Source organism: Roseovarius indicus (genome assembly GCF_008728195.1).
GTDB lineage: Bacteria > Pseudomonadota > Alphaproteobacteria > Rhodobacterales > Rhodobacteraceae > Roseovarius > Roseovarius indicus.
The window spans coordinates 2,767,154-2,787,723 of the sequence record NZ_CP031598.1 but is presented as its reverse complement, the minus strand read 5'-3'; the positions used below and the strand labels follow the sequence as shown (position 1 = coordinate 2,787,723).

Annotated in this window: 19 protein-coding genes and 1 pseudogene; 6 read left to right on the top strand and 14 right to left on the bottom strand. The window is 65.7% G+C overall.

All coding sequences use genetic code 11. The features are described 5' to 3' along the window. From bamA to pyrH, 8 genes are all read right to left on the bottom strand, one after another. Positions 1-2,265: an outer membrane protein assembly factor BamA gene (bamA, locus tag RIdsm_RS13175; protein WP_235607876.1), complete on the bottom strand. Its 2,265-nt coding sequence runs from the start codon at positions 2,263-2,265 to the stop codon at positions 1-3. Positions 2,266-2,546: 281 nt separating this feature from the next. Further along, entirely contained in the window at positions 2,547-2,672 is a 126-nt protein-coding gene (locus tag RIdsm_RS30730) for a hypothetical protein (RefSeq protein ID WP_268793841.1), read from the bottom strand. A 102-nt stretch (positions 2,673-2,774) separates the two neighbouring features. Beyond that, complete coding sequence (gene rseP / locus RIdsm_RS13170; protein ID WP_177228372.1) at positions 2,775-4,118, bottom strand: RIP metalloprotease RseP; 1,344 nt, start codon at positions 4,116-4,118, stop codon at positions 2,775-2,777. An 18-nt stretch (positions 4,119-4,136) separates the two neighbouring features. Beyond that, on the bottom strand, positions 4,137-5,309 hold the full coding sequence (dxr, locus tag RIdsm_RS13165; protein ID WP_057815527.1) for a 1-deoxy-D-xylulose-5-phosphate reductoisomerase: 1,173 nt from the start codon (positions 5,307-5,309) through the stop codon (positions 4,137-4,139). Continuing rightward, the gene (locus RIdsm_RS13160) at positions 5,306-6,082 is read right to left on the bottom strand and encodes a phosphatidate cytidylyltransferase (RefSeq protein ID WP_057815528.1); all 777 of its coding nucleotides are present in this window, start codon (positions 6,080-6,082) and stop codon (positions 5,306-5,308) included. The genes dxr and RIdsm_RS13160 overlap by 4 nt, the downstream gene beginning before the upstream one ends. After that, positions 6,079-6,819: an isoprenyl transferase gene (locus RIdsm_RS13155; RefSeq protein ID WP_057815529.1), complete on the bottom strand. Its 741-nt coding sequence runs from the start codon at positions 6,817-6,819 to the stop codon at positions 6,079-6,081. Before RIdsm_RS13155 ends, RIdsm_RS13160 begins: the two co-directional genes overlap by 4 nt. Before the next feature lies 1 nt (position 6,820). Then, entirely contained in the window at positions 6,821-7,384 is a 564-nt protein-coding gene (frr, locus tag RIdsm_RS13150; protein WP_057815530.1) for a ribosome recycling factor, read from the bottom strand. A 50-nt stretch (positions 7,385-7,434) separates the two neighbouring features. Further along, positions 7,435-8,166, bottom strand: a complete 732-nt coding sequence (gene pyrH, locus RIdsm_RS13145; RefSeq protein WP_082647367.1) for a UMP kinase — start codon at positions 8,164-8,166, stop codon at positions 7,435-7,437. Between the two features lie 151 nt (positions 8,167-8,317). Here pyrH and miaA point away from each other — a divergent pair, with 151 nt between their 5' ends. From miaA to RIdsm_RS13130, 3 genes are all read left to right on the top strand, one after another. Then, positions 8,318-9,199, top strand: a complete 882-nt coding sequence (gene miaA, locus RIdsm_RS13140) for a tRNA (adenosine(37)-N6)-dimethylallyltransferase MiaA (protein ID WP_057815531.1) — start codon at positions 8,318-8,320, stop codon at positions 9,197-9,199. A 107-nt stretch (positions 9,200-9,306) separates the two neighbouring features. Next, positions 9,307-10,299, top strand: a complete 993-nt coding sequence (locus RIdsm_RS13135; protein ID WP_082647368.1) for an AraC family transcriptional regulator — start codon at positions 9,307-9,309, stop codon at positions 10,297-10,299. An 88-nt stretch (positions 10,300-10,387) separates the two neighbouring features. Further along, complete coding sequence (locus RIdsm_RS13130) at positions 10,388-12,055, top strand: ABC transporter substrate-binding protein (protein WP_057815532.1); 1,668 nt, start codon at positions 10,388-10,390, stop codon at positions 12,053-12,055. Positions 12,056-12,110: 55 nt separating this feature from the next. Here RIdsm_RS13130 and RIdsm_RS13125 read toward each other — a convergent pair whose 3' ends face one another. Further along, positions 12,111-12,695, bottom strand: a complete 585-nt coding sequence (locus tag RIdsm_RS13125; RefSeq protein WP_057815533.1) for a lytic transglycosylase domain-containing protein — start codon at positions 12,693-12,695, stop codon at positions 12,111-12,113. A 198-nt stretch (positions 12,696-12,893) separates the two neighbouring features. On the opposite strand from RIdsm_RS13125, the gene ssb reads away from it, so the two are divergent. Then, positions 12,894-13,388, top strand: a complete 495-nt coding sequence (gene ssb / locus RIdsm_RS13120; protein ID WP_057815535.1) for a single-stranded DNA-binding protein — start codon at positions 12,894-12,896, stop codon at positions 13,386-13,388. Between the two features lie 51 nt (positions 13,389-13,439). Here the strand turns inward: ssb and RIdsm_RS30150 are convergent, their stop codons facing one another. Continuing rightward, entirely contained in the window at positions 13,440-13,580 is a 141-nt protein-coding gene (locus RIdsm_RS30150; protein ID WP_160325842.1) for a hypothetical protein, read from the bottom strand. 48 nt (positions 13,581-13,628) lie between these two features. Between RIdsm_RS30150 and RIdsm_RS13115 the strand changes: the two genes are divergently transcribed. Beyond that, positions 13,629-14,576, top strand: a complete 948-nt coding sequence (locus RIdsm_RS13115) for a GNAT family N-acetyltransferase (RefSeq protein WP_082647356.1) — start codon at positions 13,629-13,631, stop codon at positions 14,574-14,576. Positions 14,577-14,606: 30 nt separating this feature from the next. Further along, positions 14,607-16,427, top strand: coding sequence for a translational GTPase TypA (gene typA, locus RIdsm_RS13110; RefSeq protein WP_057815537.1), 1,821 nt, complete (start codon positions 14,607-14,609; stop codon positions 16,425-16,427). Positions 16,428-16,551: 124 nt separating this feature from the next. Here typA and RIdsm_RS13105 read toward each other — a convergent pair whose 3' ends face one another. The 4 genes and pseudogenes from RIdsm_RS13105 to alaS form a co-directional block, all read right to left on the bottom strand. Next, positions 16,552-16,818 (bottom strand): hypothetical protein, encoded by a 267-nt coding sequence (locus RIdsm_RS13105; RefSeq protein ID WP_057815538.1) that lies wholly within the window; start codon positions 16,816-16,818, stop codon positions 16,552-16,554. 346 nt (positions 16,819-17,164) lie between these two features. Then, entirely contained in the window at positions 17,165-17,452 is a 288-nt protein-coding gene (locus tag RIdsm_RS13100; RefSeq protein ID WP_057815539.1) for a DUF1330 domain-containing protein, read from the bottom strand. 22 nt (positions 17,453-17,474) lie between these two features. Continuing rightward, positions 17,475-17,758, bottom strand: a pseudogene (locus RIdsm_RS13095) (DUF1330 domain-containing protein). A gap of 11 nt (positions 17,759-17,769) precedes the next feature. After that, positions 17,770-20,433 carry an alanine--tRNA ligase gene (gene alaS, locus RIdsm_RS13090; protein ID WP_057815540.1) on the bottom strand — a complete coding sequence of 888 codons (2,664 nt, stop codon included), beginning with the start codon at positions 20,431-20,433 and terminating at the stop codon, positions 17,770-17,772. Positions 20,434-20,570 lie beyond the last annotated feature (137 nt).

The window sequence follows — 20,570 nt, the reverse complement described above, 5'->3', positions numbered from 1 at the left end:
TCAGAAGTCCGTTCTGACCGAGAAGTCGAACTGGCGCTCGATGTCGCCCGGCTCTTTCTGGAGGGCTTTCGAGAAGTCCATCCGGATCGGGCCGAAGGGCGATTCCCAGAACAGCGACAGGCCGATCACGTGGCGGGCCTCGAACCCGACCGACTGTGCCACCGGGGGCACGATCGTGTCGACGTTCCAGATCGAGCCGATGTCGTAGAAGGCGCCGCCGGTGATGCCGAATTCGGCCGGGAGACCCAGCGGGAATTCCGCCTCGAACTTGGCCGCGGCAAAGAGGTTGCCGCCGAGATGTTCGCCGGCCTGAACCGGGCCCATGCCGTTGGGCTCGAAACCGCGGATGACCTTCTGGGTGAACCGGTCGACGGCGCGGCCGCGGGTGCTGCCCTTGAAGTCGATGGAGCCCGCTTCGAGGATGCCGCGCAGGGTGACTTCCTCGTTCAGGACGCGGGTTTCGCCGACGACGCGCAAGGTCGATTTCACGTAGTCCTGATCGCCGCCGAGGCCGCCGAATTCCATGCCCGTGTCGATCAGGACACCGGCATTGGGGTTGAGGCCGTTGTCGCGGCTGTCGAACACGTAGCGGTAACCCACGGCGCTGGCGAACTGGCCGCCCAGGGCCGCTTCGGCCGCAAGCGTCGGCGAGGCGCCGGCGTAGTTGCCCTGATCCGAGTAGGAGCCGCTGTAGTACAGCGTCAGCCGCGAGCGCTCGGCCACCGGGAAGGTGATGCCGGGCCGGAGGTTGGCGTAGGTGGTGTCGTAGAGGCTGTTGTCGCCGTCGGTCTCGACATAGGAGGACGAGAAGGCGAAGGCCACGTCACGGCCGAGGAAGGCCGGTTCGATGAAGTTGATCGCGTAGTTCGACGTGTTGCCGGACAGCGAGAGGTTGGCCGCGAGGGTCTGGCCCCGGCCGAGGAAGTTGCGCTCGCGGAAGCCGACCGAGATGCCGAGACCGGCGTCGGTCGAATAGCTGCCGCCGAAGGTCAGCGAGCCGGTGGTGGTTTCCTCGACATCGACATCGACGACGACCTGATCGGGGCGCGAGCCTTCGCGGGCGTTCACGTCGGCATCGCTGAAGTAACCCAGGGCACGGATGCGCTCGGCCGTTTCGCGAATCTGGCGCGGGTTGAACGGGTCGCCCTCGACGGTGTCGAACTGGCGGCGGATGACGCGGTCGAGGGTGGTGGTGTTGCCCTCGATATCGATCCGCTCGACGAAGACGCGCGGGCCGCGGACCAGCTGGAACTCGACATCGAGCGTCAGGTCACGGTCGTTGCGGGTGATGCGGGGTTCGACGCGCAGGAAGTCGATGCCCTTCTTGATGGCGAGGCGTTCCATCCGGGCGATGGAGTTCTCGACCAGCGAGGGCGAATAGACGACGCCCGGCTTGATGCGCAGCACGTTCTGGAAGTGGGCCGGGGTGGCCTCGGGCACTTCGCTGGTGGTGGTGATGCGGCCGAAGCGGAACTGCTGCCCTTCCTGGATGTTGAAGGTTACGAAATAGGCGTCGCGCTCGCGGGCCAGCTCGGCGTTGGTGCCGGTGACGCGGAAGTCGACATAGCCGCGCGACTGGTAGAAGTCGGTCAGGACCTGCTCGTCGAATTCGAGACGGTCCTCGACGAAGGTGTCGCGGTTGATGATGGCGCGCAGCAGGCCGGCCTGCTTGCTGCCGACGACGCGGCGCAGGCGGCGGTCGGAGTAGACCTTGTTGCCGACGAAGCTGACACGCTGGATCTCGATGCCGCGGCCCTCGAAGATCTCGAAGACGAGGTCGACGCGGTTCTCGCTGCGGCGGATGATCTTGGGGGTCACGCGGGCGGCCACGCGGCCGTTCTGTACGTAGGCCTCGGAGATCGAGGCGGCGTCACGCTCGGCCGTGCTGGGGCTGAACACCTGACGGGATTTGCTTTCGACGAGGCCGGAAAGGTCGTCGTCCTTGATCTTGCGGTTCCCCTCGAAGGCGATCCGGTTGATCGTCGGGTATTCGCGGACCTTGATGACCAGCCGGCTGCCGCGCGGCTCGATCTCGACGGTTTCGAACAGGCCGCTGTCGAGAATGCGCTGGTAGGCTTCGTTGAGCTGCCCGGCCGACACGGTCTGGCCCCGGGCGATGCCCGCATAGGTCAGGATCGTGCCCGGCTCGATGCGCTGATTGCCTTCGATCGTCACGTCGGTGAAGCGGTACGTTTGCGCGGAGGCGTCACGCGGAGCCGCGAAACAGGCCAGAACGACCGCGAAAACGATCAGACTCTGTGCCACGAAGCTCTTAAAAGAAAAGCGTGCTTTCTGCACGTCTCGCAACGCGATCAAGACATTCATTTGCAAACCCAGTCAGACATCCCAGTATAGAGATGTCAGTAACCTCTCTCATTGGGCTTGTCAAAGCGCGTGTGGGCAGATTTTGTGTATGTCCCGCGACGGCAGACAAGAAGCGCCCCACCCAAGGGCAACCCACGCGAGAGCACGGCCCTGTCAAGAGCCGTGAAAATGATTGGAATCGGGGTGTTGCACGGCACCTTTCCGGTGCGTGGCGGGGTCGCTCAGAGGGAGCCGACGAAGGCCCCTGCGAGCAGCGCGACGGCAATCGTGGCCAGATAGAGAATCCGGTCCCAGTTGACGTTCACCAGAAGGCTGATCCCGCGGTATCCGCTGACGAGTTGTTGCATGGTCCTGCCCTGCGTTCAGTTCGGCTGCACATTGCCCGCCCAATGTGACGCGAATCCGTACCGGAATATGGCGAATCCGTGGCGGCCCTGCCTGCCGTTGCGTCAGGGGCAGAAGATGTCGTTGCCGAGCGCGAAGGCCATGACCGAGAGCACGAAGACAAGGCCGACCGTCATGATGACGCGCAGCACCTTGTCGCTCGGCGGCCGGCCCGCAACCGCCTCATATGCATAGAAAACCAGGTGACCGCCATCGAGCACGGGAATCGGGAACAGGTTGAGCAGGCCGACGGCGGTCGACAGGACCGCGATGAACCAGATGTAGTTCGAGATGCCCTGGCTTGCCATCGCGCCCGAGACCTCGGCGATGCCGAGCGGGCCGGACATGTTGCAGCTGCTGATGGCGCCGGTGACCATGTGGTAGAGCCCCGAGACCGAGCCCGCGATCACGCGCCCGACCTGCGACACGCCGTTGCCGAAGGCCGCCACCGGGCCGAGCCGCTCGGTCGCGGGTTCGAAGGCCAGGCCGCCGGCGATGCCGATGCGCCACTCGGTCTTGAAGCCGCCCTCTTCCTGCGGCTCGTCCACGCGGCGCGGCGCGAGGGCGAACTCGAGCATCTCGCCATCGCGCCAGACGTCAAGCTGAAGCACGCGGCCCTCGGACGATTCGACGATGTCCTTGAGTTGCGAAAAAGCCACGATCGGCTGATCTTCGACGGCGGTGATCACATCGCCCTGTTTCATGTCGATGTCGTAGGCCGCGGATTGCGGAGAAAGCTGCACCACGTGGGGCGGCATCGGGTACGGGCCCTGCACCGTGATCAGCTCGCCATCGCGGCGGACCTCGTAGTCGAGCAGCGCCTCCTTCGGCAGGGCATCGATGAAGTCCTCGAACTCGTCGCTGCCTTCGTCTTCGCGGGTGGGCACCGCCTGCCCCTCGATTCGAACCAGCTCGTCGCCGGGTTGCAGGGTGATGCCCTCGACCGGCAGGTCGGTCAGCTCGCCCACGGTGAGCGGTTCGGCGACCTTGCCCTGGGCCATCATCACGGCGGAGAAGACGACGATCGACAGGACGAAGTTGAAGACCGGGCCTGCGGCCACGGTGGCCGCCCGCGCCCAGAGCGGCGCGCCCAGCATGGTATGGCGTTTCTGCTCGGCGTTCATGGTGTCGTAGTCGTCGCTGGCGGTGCCGCTGGCGGCGTTGGCGTCGCCCATGAACTTGACGTAGCCGCCGAAGGGCAGCGCCGCGAATTGCCAGCGGGTGCCGTGCTTGTCGACGCGCGACCAGATCACCGGGCCGAAGCCCAGCGAGAAGACCTCGGCCTTGATCCCGCACCAGCGCCCGACGATGTAATGGCCGTATTCGTGGATCGCCACGATGATCGAAAGGGCGACGATGAACGCCACCACGGTCATGAAAACTCCGCCGAACTGGGGGATGATTGCCATCGGGTCCACGCGCTGCTCCTACCTTGTTCTTTCCTTCACCACGTCATCGGCGCGGGCTCTTGCGAGTTGGTCTGCCTCGAGAACGGTTTCAAGCGTGAAACCGGCGGAATTGAGACTGTCCTCTGACGACAGCCGGGCAAGCACCTCTTCGACTATGTCACACATATCGCAGAATCCGATATGTCCAGCGATGAAGTGGTCGAGCGCCCGTTCCTTGGCGGCGTTGAAGATGGCGCCGGAGAAGCCGCGCTCGTCCATCACCTCGCGCGCCAGCCGCAGGACGGGGTAGCGGCGCAGGTCGGGCTCGTGGAAGTTGAGCTGGCCGACGGCCGCGAGGTTCAGTTGCTCGACCGGCAGCGGGTAGCGTTCGGGCCAGTACATGGCGTGGCCGATGGCGTGGCGCATGTCGTGCGGGCCGACATGGGCGATGATCCCGCCGTCGCAATAGGCGACCATGGCGTGCACGAGGGATTCGGGGTGGATCAGCACCTCGATCTGGTTGGGGGCGAAGCCGAAAAACTCTCTCGCTTCAATCATTTCCAGCGCCTTGTTGAACATCGAGGCGCTGTCGATGGTGATGCGCTGGCCCATGTCCCAGTTGGGGTGCGTGGCGGCCTGTTCGGGGGTGGCGCGCTCGAGATCCTCGAGCGGCCAGTCGCGGAAGGCACCGCCGCTGGCGGTGATGATGATGCGGGTGACGGCGGCCGAATCCTCGCCCCGGAGGGCCTGGAAGATGGCGGAGTGTTCGCTGTCGACGGGCAGGATGCGGGCGCCGTTGGTGCGGGCGGTCTTCATGACCAGCGGCCCGGCGGCGACGAGCGACTCCTTGTTGGCGAGCGCGAGCGTCGCGCCCTGTTCCAGCGCGGCCAGGCCCGGGCGCAGGCCGGCCGAGCCGACGATGGCCGACATCACCCAATGCGCCGGGCGTTGCGCGGCCTCGATCAGCGCCTCGGCCCCGGCGGCGGCCTCGATCTTCGTGCCTTTCAGGGCGGTGCGCAGGTCGTCGAGGCGTGCGTCGTCGGCGGTGACAGCGACCTCGGCCTTGAGCTCCTTCGCGTCGCGGGCCAGCTGGTCGATGTTCTGCCCGCCGGTCAGGGCCACGACCTGGAACGCCGCCGGGTCGCGGCGGACGAGGTCTATGGTGTTCTGGCCGATCGAGCCGGTCGACCCGAGAATCGAAATGCGTTTCATGCGCCCTGAGAAAACACGTTGAAGGTCCAAAGCAGGATGGCCACGGCAGATGCGCCGAGCAGCGCGTCGAACCGGTCGAGCACGCCGCCGTGGCCGGGAATGAGGTTGGAGCTGTCCTTGATGCCGGTGCGCCGCTTGACCGCGCTTTCGGCGATATCGCCGATCTGGCCGGCGAAGGAGACAAGGACGGATACGAGAACGAGCGCGGCCCCTGCCCCGGTGGGCCCGGCGAAGAGCGCGCCGACGATGGCGGCGGCGACCCAGCCCGCGACGGTGCCGCTCCATGTCTTCTTGGGGCTGATCGAGGGCCAGAATTTCGGCCCGCCCAGGCTGCGCCCGGCGAAATAGCCGGCGACATCGGTGGCCACGACCACCGCGACGAGCCACAGGATAGCCGACAGCCCGGCCTGACCGCGCAGAACAATGAGAGCGAAGCAGGCCAGCAGGATCCAGATGTGGAAGCCGAAGCAGAGCGGCTTGTCGCGCCCGGCCCGTGCCGCGGTGACGACGCCCGAGGCGGCGATGAGCGGGAGGGCGAAGGCGGGCAGAACGGCCGCGAGGACAAGCGCGCCGCCCGCCAGCGCGCCATCCTGCATCGGGGCGGGCGCGTCGAACATGCGGGCGCTTTCCCAGGCCATCAGGCCACAGGTGATGCAGGCCACGATGGTGAAGACCCAGCCGCCGATCCAGATCGCGAGGGTGCCGGCAATGCCGATCGCCACGCCCGACAGAACGCGCGGCACGAGGTCATGCCACTGCCGCGCGTCGCTCATGCCGTGACGGCCCCGAAGCGCCGGTCGCGGGCGCCGTAGCCCTTCAGCAGTTCGGTGAAGACGTCCTTGGTGAAGTCGGGCCAGAGCGTGTCGATGAATTCATATTCGGCATAGGCCGACTGCCAGAGCAGGAAGTTGGAAATCCGGGCCTCGCCGCTGGTGCGGATCACCAGGTCGGGATCGGGCAAAACGTAGGTATCAAGGTACTTTGGCAGCGTTTCTTCATCCACGTCGTCGGGCTTGAGCCGACCCGAGGCGACGTCGGCGGCCAGCCGTTTCGTGGCGCGGGACACCTCGTCGCGGCCGCCGTAGTTGAGCGCGATGGTCAGGTTGGTGCCGGTGCAGTGGCTGGTCATCGCCTCGGCCTCGTCCATCAGGGCGCGCAGCTTGGCGTCGAGCCGGGGCCGGTCACCGATGAAGCGGACGCGGACGTTCTCTTTCACGAACTCCTGCATCTCTTTCATGATGTAGCGGCGGAAGAGGCTCATGAGCCCGGCCACCTCGGTCTGGGTGCGCTTCCAGTTCTCGGTCGAGAAGGCGAAGATCGTCAGGTACTTGACGCCCAGGTCGGGGCAAGCGGTGACGATCTCGCGCACCCGCCGGGCGCCGGCATGGTGCCCGAAGAGCCGCGGCCGGCCACGGGCCTGTGCCCAGCGGCCGTTGCCGTCCATGATGATCGCGACATGGCGGGGGCCGTTCGGGGCGTCGTTGTTCCGCGTGTCGCGTGCCTTTGCCATATCAGACCTGCATGATCTCGGCTTGTTTGGTCTCGAGCGCCTCGTCGACCGCCGCGATATACTGGTTGGTCAGCTCCTGCACCTCGGCTTCCCAGAATTTCTGGTCGTCTTCCGACATGCCGTCGGCCTTGGCCTTCTTGATCTGGTCCATTCCGTCGCGGCGGACGTTGCGCACCGCGACGCGGGCGTGTTCGGCATATTGGCCGGCGACCTTGCCCAGCTCCTTGCGGCGTTCCTCGTTCAGCTCGGGGATCGGCAGCATGATGATGGTGCCGTTCATCTGGGGGTTGATGCCCAGCCCGCTTTCGCGGATCGCCTTCTCGACCTTGTTGACGAGAGACTTGTCCCAGACGTTGATCGTCACCATTCGGGGTTCGGGCACGTTCACCGTGCCGACCTGGTTGATCGGGGTCATCTGGCCATAGGCCTCGACCTGAACGGGCTCGAGCATGCTGGCCGAGGCGCGGCCGGTTCTGAGCGAGGCGAACTCGGTTCTGAGCGAGGCCATCGCCCCGTCCATCCGGCGTTCCAGATCCTTTGTATCGAGCTCGAAATCATCCGCCATATCGTGGATATCCTTACTTGCGGTCCTTGGTCTTGCGACCCCTTTTATCCTCAGGCGTGCACCGTTGTATAGGTGCCCTTGCCCGACAGGATGCTCTGGAAGCCGCCCGGATCGTCGAGAGAGAAGACGATGATGGGCAGGTTGTTGTCGCGGGCGAGCGCGATGGCGCTGGCATCCATCACCTTGAGGTGCTTGGCCAGCACTTCGTCATAGGAGACGTTGTCGAAACGGACCGCGTCATCGTGCTTGACCGGGTCCTTGTCATAGACGCCATCGACCTTGGTGCCCTTGAAGATGGCCTCGCAGGCCATTTCGCTGGCGCGCAGGGTGGCCGCGGTGTCGGTGGTGAAATAGGGGTTGCCGGTGCCGGCGGCGAAGATGCAGACGCGCTTCTTCTCGAGGTGGCGCACGGCGCGGCGGCGAATGTAGGGTTCCGCCACCTCGTCCATCCGGATGGCCGAGATGACGCGGCAGAAGACGCCGAGCCCCTCGAGCGCGCTTTGCATGGCGAGCGCGTTCATGACGGTGGCGAGCATGCCCATGTAATCGGCCGTGGTCCGTTCCATCCCCTGCGCCGAGCCCTGGAGCCCGCGGAAGATGTTGCCGCCGCCGATCACCATGCAGACCTCGACGCCCATGTCGTGCACCGATTTGACTTCCTGCGCGATGCGCTCGACCGTCGGCGGGTGCAGCCCGTATCCCTGATCCCCCATCAACGCTTCGCCGGAAATCTTCAGAAGGACACGGCGAAAGGCGGTCTTGTGGGGTTCTGAGTCAGGCATTGGCTGGGGCTCCGTCTGCGCCGGGCTGGCAATCGCGCGCAAAATGTCGGAAAAGGCGGGCAGGTTCAATCCAAGAAACCCGCTTTCCCGCGGATAAAGCGCAAATGCGCCCCGCCGGGAGGCCACGAGCCCGCGAGCCCCCTGCCCTTCGATGATGCAACCCCCCGATATTCCCGCAGAAATGCCGGTGCTGATCGCCGGGCCGACGGCGTCGGGAAAATCGGCGCTGGCGCTGGAGATTGCCGAGACGCGGGGCGGTGCGATCGTGAATGCGGATGCGATTCAGGTCTATGACAACTGGCGCGTGCTGACGGCGCGCCCCTCGCCCGCGGAAGAGGCGCGCGCGCCGCATCGTCTTTACGGGCACGTGGCCCATGACGCGACCTATTCGGTGGGGGACTGGCTGCGCGATGTGGCCGGGATTTTTCAGGGCGAGGCGCGGCCGATCGTCGTGGGGGGCACGGGGCTTTACTTTACCGCGCTGACCGAGGGGCTGGCCGAGATCCCGGCGACGCCGTCGGAGGTGCGGGCCGAGGCGACCGCGCGGCTGGAGGCCGGCGGGCTGGCCGCCCTGCTGGCCGATCTGGATGACGAGACGCTGTCGCGGATCGACCAGATGAACCCGATGCGGGTGCAGCGCGCGTGGGAGGTGCAGCGCGCCACCGGGCGCGGCATCGCCGCGTGGCAGGACGACACGCCGCCGCCCCTTCTGCCGCCCGAGGCCTGCGCCCGTCTGGTGGTGGATGCGCCGAAAGACTGGCTCAATCCGCGGATCGAGCGGCGGTTCGACCAGATGCTGGAGGCCGGCGCGCTGGACGAGGCAAGGGCGAATCTGCCCGGTTGGAACCCGGCACACCTGTCGGCCAAGGCCATCGGCGCGCCCGAGCTGATCGCCCATCTCAACGGCGAAATATCGCTCGCCCAGGCGCGCGAGGCGGCGATCGTCGGCACACGCCAGTTCGCGAAACGGCAACGCACGTGGTTTCGTGCCCGGATGAGGGGCTGGCAGCGCCTTTCCGCCGGCAACATGTAGGAATTCGGACATTTTTTCCTTTTAATACGCCGCTACCTCGTGAAAACTGTCACAAAGGCGACAGGTCGCGGAAGGCAGGCCCGCAATTGACGAAGCACGCACAGATCATGAGCATCGCCCAGTGGGCCGGCGCGGGCACGTGGCGGGCGGAATTGCCCCACTCCAACGACCATCATGCGCTGATCTGGGTCACCCGGGGGCAAGGCCGGTGCCTTGTCGAAGGTGTTCTGCGCGGTCTGAGCGTGCATTCGGCGCTGTGCGTTCCGGCACACACGCTTTTCGCGCTGGAAATGGGCAAGCAGGGCTTCGGCACGGTCTGTACCATCCCGCCCCGCAGCGCGGTGCTGATGCCCGACCAGCCGGTGCTGCTGCGGATTCGCGACGTGCTGGCGCAGGCCGAGCTGACCACGATCCTCGAAACCATGCAGCGCGAACAGAACAACGCGCGCCCCTTCGCCGACGAGGCGATGATGGCGCATGCCTCGCTGCTGACGGTGTGGCTGAGGCGGGCGATCATCGACCAGCCGGACGACCCGCCGGATTTCACCGCCGCGCAACGGCTGGTGATGGCCTATTCGGCGCTGGTCGAGCGGGATTACAGCACCGGCAAGCCGATGTCGGATTATGCCCGCACGCTTGGGGTGACGCCCACGCACCTGACCCGGGCCTGCCGGGCGAGCGCGGGGATGACCGCGTCGGAGCTGCTGACACGGCGGACGGTGCACGCGGTGCGCGACCTGCTGGAGAACACGGATCATCCGGCCAACCGGGTGGCGGCGATGCTGGGGTTCCGCAGCGCGGCCTATTTCTCGCGTTTCGTGCTGCAGCATACCGGCATGTCGCCGACGGCGCTGCGCAAGGCCAGGAAGGGCGAAAAGGCGCCCACCGGCCCGGCGACGCCGACGCGGCCGGTACCGCCGCCGAGCCGTGTCGCTGCGCCGAGCCGGGCGGCGGCCTCTCCCGCGGCACCGGCGCCCACGCCGCCCCAGCCGCGCAAGGCCGAGCCTGCGCCCGCCCCCGCCCCTGCGCCCGAGCCGAAACAGGAAGAGGCGCCGATGCCCTCGCGCCGTCCGGCCTCGATGAAAACGCCGGACACCTGAGACGAAGCGCCGGAAAGCTTGCACAATCCGCCGGGGTTCTATGTAATCAAGGGAAGGCTTTTTCCCGTTCCCACTGCAGGTGTGTCCCATGTCGCTGACCAAACGTGCCGAACCCCCCGTGCATCCTGCGGCCGAGGGGTTGGCGCGGGAGTTGCGTGCCGGGCTGATCGGGCGGCGGGAGTTCCTGGCCCGTGTCACCGGCCTCGGGGCCAGCACCGCCGCCGCCTGTGCGCTTGGCGGGTTTGCCCTGCCCTCGGCCGCCGCCGCGCAGATCGCGCAGGGCGGCACGCTGCGCATCCAGCAGAGCGTGCGGGAGATGAAGGACCCCAGGCTTTACGACTGGAGCGAGCTTGGCAACCAGACGCGCGGCTTTCTCGAATATCTCGTGGAATACGAGGGCGACGGATCCTTCCGGGGGATGCTTCTGGAAAGCTGGGAGGTGAATGACGACGCCACCGGCTACATCCTGAACGTCCGGCAGGGCGTGCGCTGGAACAACGGGGATGCGTTTACCGCCGAGGACGTGGCGCGCAACATTGCCCGGTGGTGCGATACCTCGCTGCCGGGCAATTCAATGGCAGGCCGGCTGGCGGGTCTGATCGACACCGAGACCGGCCAGCCGCGCGAGGGTGCGGTGACGGTGACCGGCGATCACACGGTCGAGCTGTCGCTCAGCGCGCCGGATATCGCGATCATCGCCAACTTCTCGGATTACCCGGCGGCGGTGGTGCATGAGAGCTACGAGGGCGGCGACCCTTTCGCGCACGGGATCGGCACAGGCCCGTTCCGGCCGGTGAGCCTGACGCCGAACGAAAGCTGCATCCTCGAGCGGAACACCGACCATGCGTGGTGGGGAACCGAGGTGTTCGGCGGGCCGTATGTCGACCGGGTTGAGTTTCATGACTATGGCACCGACCCGGCGAGCTGGGTCAGGGCCGCGCGCGAGGGCGAGGTCGACCTGCTCTATGAAACAGTGGGCGATTTCGTTGACGTGATGGACGGGCTGGGCTGGACACGGACCCGCACCGAGACGGCCGCGACGACGGTGATCCGCGGCAACCAGCAGGCCGAGGTCGACGGGCAACGGCCTTACGAGGACGCGGCGGTGCGCCGGGCGCTGGCGCTGGCAGTGGACAACGCGATCTGTCTGGAGCTGGGCTATGGCGGGCGCGGCACGGTGGCCGCGAACCACCATGTCAGCCCGATTCACCCCGCCTATGCCGATATCGGCCCGGCGGAGTATGACCCGGCCGCCGCGCTGGCGCAGATGCGCGAGCTGGAGATGGCCGGCTTCGAGCACGAGCTCATCACCATCGACGACGAGTGGCAGCGCAACACAGGCGACGCGGTGGCGGCGCTCTTGCGGGATGCGGGCCTTGGCGTACGGCGGACGATCCTGCCCGGGTCGATCTTCTGGGACAACTGGAAGGATTACCCGTTCTCGGCGACGCAATGGAATCACCGACCGCTGGACGTGCAGGTTCTGGCGCTGGCCTATCGCTCGGGGGCGGTGTGGAACGAGACCGGCTATGCCAACCCCGAGTTCGACGCGCTGCTCGACGAGGCGATGTCGATCGCCGATGCGGGCGAGCGGCGGGCGGTGATGGAGAAGATCGAGACATTGCTGCGCGATGATGGGGTGATCATCCAACCCTTCTGGCGGGCGCTTTTCAGCCATCACAACGGGCAGCTTGTGAACGCCGAGAAACACCCGGCGCACGAGATCCATCTCTACAAGATCGGCTTCGCGGAATAGGGCATGAAAAAGCCCCGGACCGTGCGGACCGGGGCTGTTTGTGGTGACGAGCGCCTCAGCTGCCCCAGATCACCTTCACGTAATTCGTGGTTTCCTTGTAGGGCGGTACGCCGCCGTATTTCTCGACCGCCTTCGGCCCGGCATTGTAGGCCGCCAGCGCCAGCCGCCACGAGCGGAAGGCGCGGTATTGCTGCGCGAGGTAGCGCGCGCCGCCATCGAGGTTCTGGTAGGGGTCATGCGGGTCGACGCCCAGCACCGCCGCCGTGCCCGGCATCAGCTGGGCCAGACCGATGGCACCCTTGTGCGAGAGCGCCTTGGCGTTCCAGCCCGATTCCTGCTGCACCAGCCGCAGGAAGAGGTCGGCCGGCACGCCGTGGCGCAGCGCCGCCGATTTCGCCATGTCGAGAAACTGCCCCTTGTAGCGGCCGTCATAGGCCTTGGCCGTGCCCCATTTCGTCGGTGTCACCACCTGCGTGGGCTGCAACCGGACCGACGCCTTGTATTGCTGGCTGGCCCGGTTATCGAGCACCTTGGTCTGGTTGCTGAAGTTCTTCTTTCCCTTGCTGCCGAAAATATCGGCCTGCGCCGCTGCCGGAAATGACAACGCCGCGCATAGCATAACCGTCGTGTATGTGCGCATCCCCGTCACTGTCCCCAATTTGTCCCCAGGTCAAATAATGGGGGCATAATACGGATTCTGTCGGGGATTTCCAGATCGGCATGGCATGAGCGGCCGGAACAGGCGGATTCCCGTCATTTGTTTAGAATTTTAGGCTTTCCTTCACCCTTCTGCGATGGTGTAACCAGCAGAACACGAGATGCAACGCAGGAGGGCGCGATGGCCGGATCGGTCAACAAGGTAATCATTATCGGCAACCTGGGCCGCGACCCCGAGGTGCGCACGTTCCAGAACGGCGGCAAGGTGTGCAACCTGCGCGTGGCGACTTCGGAGCAGTGGAAAGACCGCAACACCGGCGAGCGCCGCGAGCGGACGGAATGGCACAGCGTGGCGATCTTCCAGGAAGGTCTTGTACGGGTGTGCGAGCAATATCTGCGCAAGGGCTCGAAGGTCTACCTGGAAGGCAAGCTGCAGACACGCAAATGGCAGGACCAGTCCGGCCAGGACCGGTATTCGACCGAGGTTGTCCTGCAAGGGTTCGACGGCACGCTGGTGATGCTTGACGGTCGCGATGGCGGCGGTGGCAGCCAGGGCGGCAATTACGGTGGCGGCGGCAGCGATTACGGGAGCGGCTATGACAGCGGCCCGTCACAGGGGGGGCAGCCTTCGTCGCCCGGCCCGTCGCGCGATTACGACGACGAGATCCCGTTCTGAGCTGTCAGACCAGGAAGCTTTTCAAAAGGGCCGTGCGATGCGCGGCCCTTTCTAGTTGAGCCACAGCTGAACGAGTCCGAGCGGGGCCAGGAAGACGCAGCTCAGCAGCGCGGCCAAGAGCAGCGCCGCAATGAGCGTGGGGCGCGGCGGTGGCGCGGCATGGCCCAGAACGGTGTGTTTTCTCTCTTTCATGGCGCGCAGTTAACCACGCCTTAGGTAATCGGGCGGTTAATATCCCCGATGCGACTCGAAATGACCCATGCGGGCGACTGGCCCGCCCTGCCCTGCGCGCTGCAACAACATCCGTATTACGGGCAAACGGTGCGCGGCTTGGGCGCTGGGGTGAAGACGTACCGCCTGTGCACCGGCGGCGGCGAGGTCGGGCGCGTGCAGGTTCTTTACCGGCGCATGGGCCCGCTGCGGCTGGCCTGGGTCGGGCGCGGGCCGGTCTGGATGCCCTGGGTCGCCGAAGCCGCCCGCCGCGATGCCCTGGCAAAGATCGCGACGTGCTTGCCGGGCCTGGCACTGGTTCAGCCCGACACGGTGGCCGAGGCCGGCTGGATGCGCGCAACGGCCCTGATGACAGCGCCGAGCGTGGCCGAGATCGACCTGACCCTGTCCGCCGAGGGCCGGATGGCCCGCCAGCACGGCAAATGGCGCAACCGGCTGCGCAAGGCACAGGCGGCGGGGCTGACGATCCGCCAGCGGCCGGTGAACGGCGATGCGGATGCCGCGCTTCTGGCGAAGGAGGCGGCGCAACGGAAGCGGCGGGGCTATACCGCCCTGCCCCCGGCCTTCCTGCGCGAATGGGCCGGGCAGTACCGGCATGCCACCCGCATTTTCACGGCTCACCTGAACGGCGAAGTCGTGGCCTTCATGGTTTTCCTGCTGCACGCGCCGGTGGCGACCTATCATGTCGGCTGGTCCGGCGCCGCGGGTCGTGACGCCTCGGCCCATCACCTGCTCTTGTGGACCGCCTCGAACTGGCTGGCCGACCGGGGCTTCTCGCGGCTCGACCTTGGCACGGTCGACACCGCTACCACCCCCGGCCTGGCCCGGTTCAAGATCGGCAGCGGTGCCCAAATCCGCGCCCTCGGGCCCACGCTTCTGCCTTTGCCGCGGTTTTTGCGTCACCCCTCGGCGGTTGTCCGCGCTTTCCCTCTGGCCATTCGCCGGAACCACGGTTAAGCCCCGCGCAAACATCCCAAGGACACCCGAATGGACCTGCGCAACATCGCGATCATCGCACACGTGGACCACGGCAAGACCACGCTTGTCGACGAATTGCTGAAGCAATCCGGCGCCTTTCGCGCCAACCAGGCCGTGGCCGAGCGCGCCATGGACAGCAACGACCTCGAACGCGAGCGGGGGATCACCATCCTTGCCAAGGCGACGAGCGTCGAATGGAAAGGCACGCGGATCAACATCGTCGACACGCCCGGCCACGCCGATTTCGGCGGTGAGGTCGAGCGGATTCTCAGCATGGTCGACGGTGTCGTCCTGTTGGTAGATGCCGCCGAAGGCCCGATGCCGCAGACGAAATTCGTGACGTCGAAGGCACTTGCGCTGGGGCTGCGCCCGATCGTGGTGCTCAACAAGGTCGACAAGCCCGATGCCGAGCCCGACCGCGCGCTCGACGAGTGTTTCGACCTTTTCGCCAATCTCGACGCCAATGAAGACCAGCTGGATTTCCCGCACATGTATGCCAGCGGGCGCTCCGGCTGGGCCGATCACGAGCTCGACGGGCCGCGCAAGGACCTGTCGGCGATGTTCGACCTGATCGTGAACCATGTGCCCGCGCCGAAGCAGCTCAAGCGCGCGGACGAGGATTTCCGCATGCTGGCCACCACGCTGGGTTCCGACCCGTTCGTGGGCCGTATCCTGACCGGTCGGGTCGAATCGGGTCATCTGAAGGTCGGTGCGACCGTTCAGGCCCTGTCGCGCATCGGCCAGAAGATCGAACAGTTCCGCGTGACCAAGATCCAGGCCTTCCGCGGCCTGACCCTGCAGGACATCCCCGAGGCGCAGGCGGGCGATATCGTCACGCTGGCGGGCATGTCGAAGGCAACCGTGGCCGACACGATCTGTGCGCTGGCCGTGGACGAGCCGCTCTCTGCCCAGCCGATCGACCCGCCGACCATCTCTGTCACCTTCGGCATCAACGACTCGCCGCTGGCGGGCCGTGACGGCAAGAAGGTGCAATCGCGCGTCATCCGCGAACGGCTGATGAAGGAAGCCGAGCAGAACGTCGCCATCCGCGTGACAGACACGCCCGGCGGCGAGGCGTTCGACGTGTCGGGCCGCGGCGAATTGCAGATGGGCGTGCTGATCGAGAACATGCGCCGCGAGGGGTTCGAGCTGTCGATCTCGCGGCCCCGCGTGCTGATGCGCGAGGACGAGAACGGCCAGACGCTGGAACCGGTGGAAGAAGTCACCATCGATGTCGACGACGACTATTCCGGCGCGGTGATCGAGAAGATCACCGGCGCGCGCAAGGGCGAGATGACCGAGATGAAACCCGCCGGCACCGGCAAGACCCGGATCGTGGCCCACGTGCCCTCGCGCGGGTTGATCGGGTATCACGGCGAGTTCCTGACCGACACGCGCGGCACCGGCGTTCTGAACCGCGTCTTCCACGGCTGGACCCCGCACAAGGGGCCGATCCCCGGCCGCCGGGCGGGCGTGCTGATCTCGATGGAATCGGGTGACGCGGTGGCCTATGCGCTGTGGAACCTCGAGGATCGCGGCCGCATGTTCATCGGCCCGCAGGAGAAGATCTACCAGGGCATGATCATCGGCGAGCACAGCCGCGAGAACGATCTCGAGGTGAACCCGCTGAAGGGCAAGAAGCTGACCAACGTGCGGGCCTCGGGGACCGACGATGCCGTGCGCCTGACGCCGCATATCCAGTTCAGCCTCGAAGAGGCAATCGCCTATATCAACGATGACGAGCTGGTCGAGGTGACGCCGAACGCCCTGCGCCTGCGCAAGCGGTATCTTGACCCGCATGAGCGCAAGCGCCAGTCGAAGACAGCCTAGCCGCACGGCCTGCCCCTGCGCTTTCCAGGGCCGGCTTCGTGCCGGGATCGGAAACAATCTTCGGAAAACTAAAAAGGCCCGGTCGTACGCCCGGGCCTTTCTTCGGATTGGATATGGCGAAAGCTTAGTTGCAGGGCGCCTTGCGCAGCACGTAATGGCCGGCTTTCTTCAGGTGGGTTTTTTCCATGTAGACCGGCGGGTAGTACACTTTCACGTACTGGCCGTCGACATGCTCCCACTGGTACTTGGCGTCCATCTCGAGATGCTTGGTGGTGTAATACGTGGCGGGCACCCAGTGCTTGTCATAGCACGCGACCTTCTTCCCTTCCCATGCAACCGCGGGGGCAGCGAAAAGCATCGCGGTGGCAGCAACAGTAAACATAGTCTTCATTGTAAAAGTCTCCCTAAGGGTTAGCAGTAGAACTTTTGTACCGCACGTCGGCAATTTCTCGCACAGGTGCGAGCACCTATTTTGCACCGAGTCGCCGAAATTTTCGCCTACCCTTTCCAAATGCGGCGAAATTGTGGCGTTTTCGCCATATTTCGGCCACACTTGGATAAGTGTTTGAAATGCTTACTGTTTGTATTCTGGAAACAAACCAATAATTTTCAGGGGTTTATCGCCGATACCGTGAACGATCGGCGAATCACTGGCTGATCCCGGAAATCATGTGTCAATTGCAAGGGGGTGGCGGCGGCCGTCGGCTGAACCCTGCCAACAGCGGCCGCAGGGGCCGTTATTCGCTCGTCTCGACGATCAGAAGATCGCGTTCCGAGGCGTCGCGCGCATGGTCGAGCGCCTCCTGGTATTCGGGAGAGTGATAGCACGCCTCTGCGGCCTCGACGGAGGGAAATTTCGCCACCACGTTGCGCGGCCGGTCATTGCCCTCGAGCTGCACATACCGCCCGCCTCGGGCAATGAAGTACCCGCCGTGCTTTTCGATCGCGGGGCCGGCGAGCTTGGCGTATTTGCCATAGGCTTCCTCGTCGGTGACGTTTACGTGGGCGATCCAGAGTGCGGGCATTGTTTCTCTCCTGTGGTCCTGGTCATATTCCGTCGACAACGACGATATCGCGCTCGCTGCTCGACAGCGCGATGGGCAGGATGCGCTGATAGGCGTCGGAATTGTACCAGTCCAGCGCGGTCGCCCGGTCGGGGAATTCGATGATGACATGCCGGTCGGGGCAGTTCCCCTCGAGCCCCTCCTGCGCGCCGCCCTTCACCAGAAAGCGCCCCCGAATTTCTCGGCCAGGGCCACCGTCTGGCTGGCATAGGCCTGATAGTCGTCGGGGTCGGTCACGGTGATCCGTGCGATCAGATAGGCGCTCATGGATGTCTCCTTCAGCCGGTCAGCACCTGCTCGGCCGCCTCGATCGCGGACTGGGCGTTTTCCACGTCCTTGCCGCCGCCCTGGGCCATGTCGGGGCGGCCACCGCCACCCTTTCCGCCCAGATGCGGCACTGCCGCCTTGACCAGATCAACCGCCGAGACGCGATCCGTCAAGTCCGGCGTGACCCCGGCGGCGACGGCAGCCTTGCCGCCCGCATCGGCGATCAGCAGCACCGCGCCCGAACCCAGCCGCGCCTTCATCTCGTCGATGAGCGGCGGCAGGTCCTTGCCCGACACGCCGTTGAGCACCTGAGCGAGGAATTTGACCCCGCCCACATCCTTGGCCTCGGCCCCCTCGCCTTTCGACGCGCCGCCGCCCATGGCAAGCTCGCGCCGCAACTGGGCGACTTCGGCCGTCAGCGCCTTGCGCTCATCGAGCAGCGCGCGCACCCGGTCGACCGTATCCTCGGGCCGTGATTTCAGCTCGGAGGCGACGGCGGCCAGCCGGTGATCCTGTTCCGACAGGTAGCGGAACGCGTCCGCACCAGTGAGGGCCTCGATCCGCCGCACGCCGGCGCTCGACGCGCCTTCGGCGATGGTGACGAAGACGCCGATATCGCCGGTTTGGCGCACATGGGTGCCACCGCACAGCTCGATCGAATAGGTCTGCCCGTCGAGCCCCTTGCCCGAGCCATCCTCGGTGCCCATCGACACCACGCGCACCTCGTCGCCGTATTTCTCGCCGAAGAGCGCCTGTGCGCCGATCTCGCGGGCGTCGTCCGGCGTCATGATCCGGGTTTCGACGGGTGAATTCTGGCGGATGAAGCTGTTCACTTCCGTCTCGACCTGCGCCAGTTCCTCGGCCGTGAGCCCCTTGGCATGGCTGAAGTCAAAGCGCAGTCGGTCGGGCGCGTTTAGACTGCCGCGTTGGGCCACTTGGTCGCCCAACGCCTTGCGCAGCGCCTCGTGCAGAAGGTGCGTGGCCGAGTGGTTGGCGCGGATGCTGGTGCGGCGGGCGTGGTCGACCTCGAGTTTCGCGGCCTGCGCGTTGGCGATCTCGCCCTTGGTCACTTCGCCGAAATGGATGAAGACGCCGGCCACCTTTTTCGTGTCGGTGATCCGGGCGGTGCCGCTGTCGGTTTCCAGCGTGCCGGTGTCCCCCACCTGCCCGCCGGCCTCGGCGTAGAACGGCGTCTGGTTCAGGACGAATTGCACGGTGTCGCCCGCCTTGGCGGTGTCGACCCGGTCGCCGTCTTTCACCACGGCCATGATCTGGGCCTCGGCCAACTCGGTGTCGTAGCCGAGGAAATCGGTCGTGCCCTTCTCTTCGGCGATGTCGAACCAGACGGTGGAATCCGCGGCCTCGCCCGAACCGGACCACGCGGCGCGGGCCTTGGCCTTCTGCTCGGCCATGGCGGCGTCGAACCCGTCGATATCGACCGCGCGGCCCATCTCGCGCAGGGCATCCTGCGTCAGGTCGAGCGGGAAGCCGAACGTGTCGTAAAGCTTGAACGCCGTTTCGCCGGGCAGGTTCTGGCCTTCGGGCAGCCCCTTCAACTCGGCATCGAGCAGGCTGAGGCCGCGGTCGAGCGTCTGCTTGAAGCGGGTTTCCTCCAGCTTCAGCGTCTCCTCGATGAGCGCCTGCGCGCGGCCCAGTTCCGGGAAGGCCTGCCCCATCAGGCCCACCAGGTTGGGCACCAGGCGGAACATCACCGGATCCTTGGCACCCAGCAGGTGCGCGTGCCGCATCGCCCGCCGCATGATCCTGCGCAGCACGTAGCCGCGCCCCTCGTTCGAGGGCATCACGCCGTCGGCGATCAGGAAGGAGGTCGAGCGCAGGTGGTCGGCGATCACCCGGTGATGCACGTTACCGGGGCCATCGGGCGCGCCGTCGGTGATGTTGGCCGAGGCCTCGATCAGGCTGCGCATCAGGTCGGTGTCATAATTGTCGTGCTTGCCCTGCAGAAGCGCGCCGATCCGTTCCAGCCCCATGCCGGTGTCGATCGACTGCATGTCGAGCTCGCGCATGGTGCCGTCTTCGAAACGCTCGTTCTGCATGAAGACGAGGTTCCAGATCTCGATGAACCGGTCGCCGTCTTCCTCCGGGCTGCCCGGGGGGCCGCCCCAAATCTCGGGCCCGTGGTCATAGAAGATCTCGGTGCAGGGGCCGCAGGGGCCGGTGGCGCCCATCGACCAGAAATTGTCATCCGTGGCGATCCGGATGATCCTGTCATCCGGCAGGCCCGCGTATTTCTTCCAGATCTCCGCCGCCTCGTCATCGGTATGGTAGATGGTGACGAGCAGCTTCTCCTTGTCGAGACCGAAATCCTTGGTCAGCAGGTCCCAGGCGTAGGGAATCGCCTGTTCCTTGAAATAGTCGCCGAAGCTGAAATTCCCCAGCATCTCGAAGAACGTGTGGTGCCGCGCGGTATAGCCCACATTGTCGAGGTCGTTGTGCTTGCCCCCGGCGCGCACGCATTTCTGGGAGGTCGAGGCGCGGCTGTAGTCGCGGTGTTCGACCCCGGTGAACAGGTTCTTGAACTGAACCATGCCGGAATTGGTGAACATCAGCGTCGGGTCGTTGCGCGGCACGAGCGGCGAGCTGGGCACGATCTGGTGATCGTTGCGCTCGAAGAAGTTCAGGAAGGTGGATCGGATTTCGTTGAGCGTCGGCATCGGGGTCTCTTCCGGTGGCGGATTTTCGCGGGCGTCCCGCTGATTTAGCCGTGCGCCAACCCCATGTCCACAGCTAGCGGTCATGACAAAAGGGCCCGGGCCATGATGGCCCGGGCCCCTGCCCCGCGGTTTGCGGA

Bases quoted from the DNA above. Each gene is read 5' to 3' on its own strand.
- RIdsm_RS13100 (WP_057815539.1), bottom strand. From the start codon at position 17,452: ATGCCCGCACTCTGGATCGCCCACGTAAACGTCACCGACGAGGAAGCC.
- RIdsm_RS13160 (WP_057815528.1), bottom strand. From the start codon at position 6,082: ATGAGCGACGCGCGGCAGTGGCATGACCTCGTGCCGCGCGTTCTGTCG.
- pyrH (WP_082647367.1), bottom strand. From the start codon at position 8,166: ATGCCTGACTCAGAACCCCACAAGACCGCCTTTCGCCGTGTCCTTCTG.
- rseP (WP_177228372.1), bottom strand. From the start codon at position 4,118: ATGGCAATCATCCCCCAGTTCGGCGGAGTTTTCATGACCGTGGTGGCG.
- ssb (WP_057815535.1), top strand. From the start codon at position 12,894: ATGGCCGGATCGGTCAACAAGGTAATCATTATCGGCAACCTGGGCCGC.
- alaS (WP_057815540.1), bottom strand. From the start codon at position 20,433: ATGCCGACGCTCAACGAAATCCGATCCACCTTCCTGAACTTCTTCGAG.
- RIdsm_RS13155 (WP_057815529.1), bottom strand. From the start codon at position 6,819: ATGGCAAAGGCACGCGACACGCGGAACAACGACGCCCCGAACGGCCCC.
- RIdsm_RS30730 (WP_268793841.1), bottom strand. From the start codon at position 2,672: ATGCAACAACTCGTCAGCGGATACCGCGGGATCAGCCTTCTGGTGAAC.
- RIdsm_RS13130 (WP_057815532.1), top strand. From the start codon at position 10,388: ATGTCGCTGACCAAACGTGCCGAACCCCCCGTGCATCCTGCGGCCGAG.
- miaA (WP_057815531.1), top strand. From the start codon at position 8,318: ATGATGCAACCCCCCGATATTCCCGCAGAAATGCCGGTGCTGATCGCC.
- frr (WP_057815530.1), bottom strand. From the start codon at position 7,384: ATGGCGGATGATTTCGAGCTCGATACAAAGGATCTGGAACGCCGGATG.
- RIdsm_RS13125 (WP_057815533.1), bottom strand. From the start codon at position 12,695: ATGCGCACATACACGACGGTTATGCTATGCGCGGCGTTGTCATTTCCG.
- dxr (WP_057815527.1), bottom strand. From the start codon at position 5,309: ATGAAACGCATTTCGATTCTCGGGTCGACCGGCTCGATCGGCCAGAAC.
- RIdsm_RS13105 (WP_057815538.1), bottom strand. From the start codon at position 16,818: ATGAAGACTATGTTTACTGTTGCTGCCACCGCGATGCTTTTCGCTGCC.
- typA (WP_057815537.1), top strand. From the start codon at position 14,607: ATGGACCTGCGCAACATCGCGATCATCGCACACGTGGACCACGGCAAG.
- RIdsm_RS30150 (WP_160325842.1), bottom strand. From the start codon at position 13,580: ATGAAAGAGAGAAAACACACCGTTCTGGGCCATGCCGCGCCACCGCCG.
- RIdsm_RS13115 (WP_082647356.1), top strand. From the start codon at position 13,629: ATGCGACTCGAAATGACCCATGCGGGCGACTGGCCCGCCCTGCCCTGC.
- RIdsm_RS13135 (WP_082647368.1), top strand. From the start codon at position 9,307: ATGAGCATCGCCCAGTGGGCCGGCGCGGGCACGTGGCGGGCGGAATTG.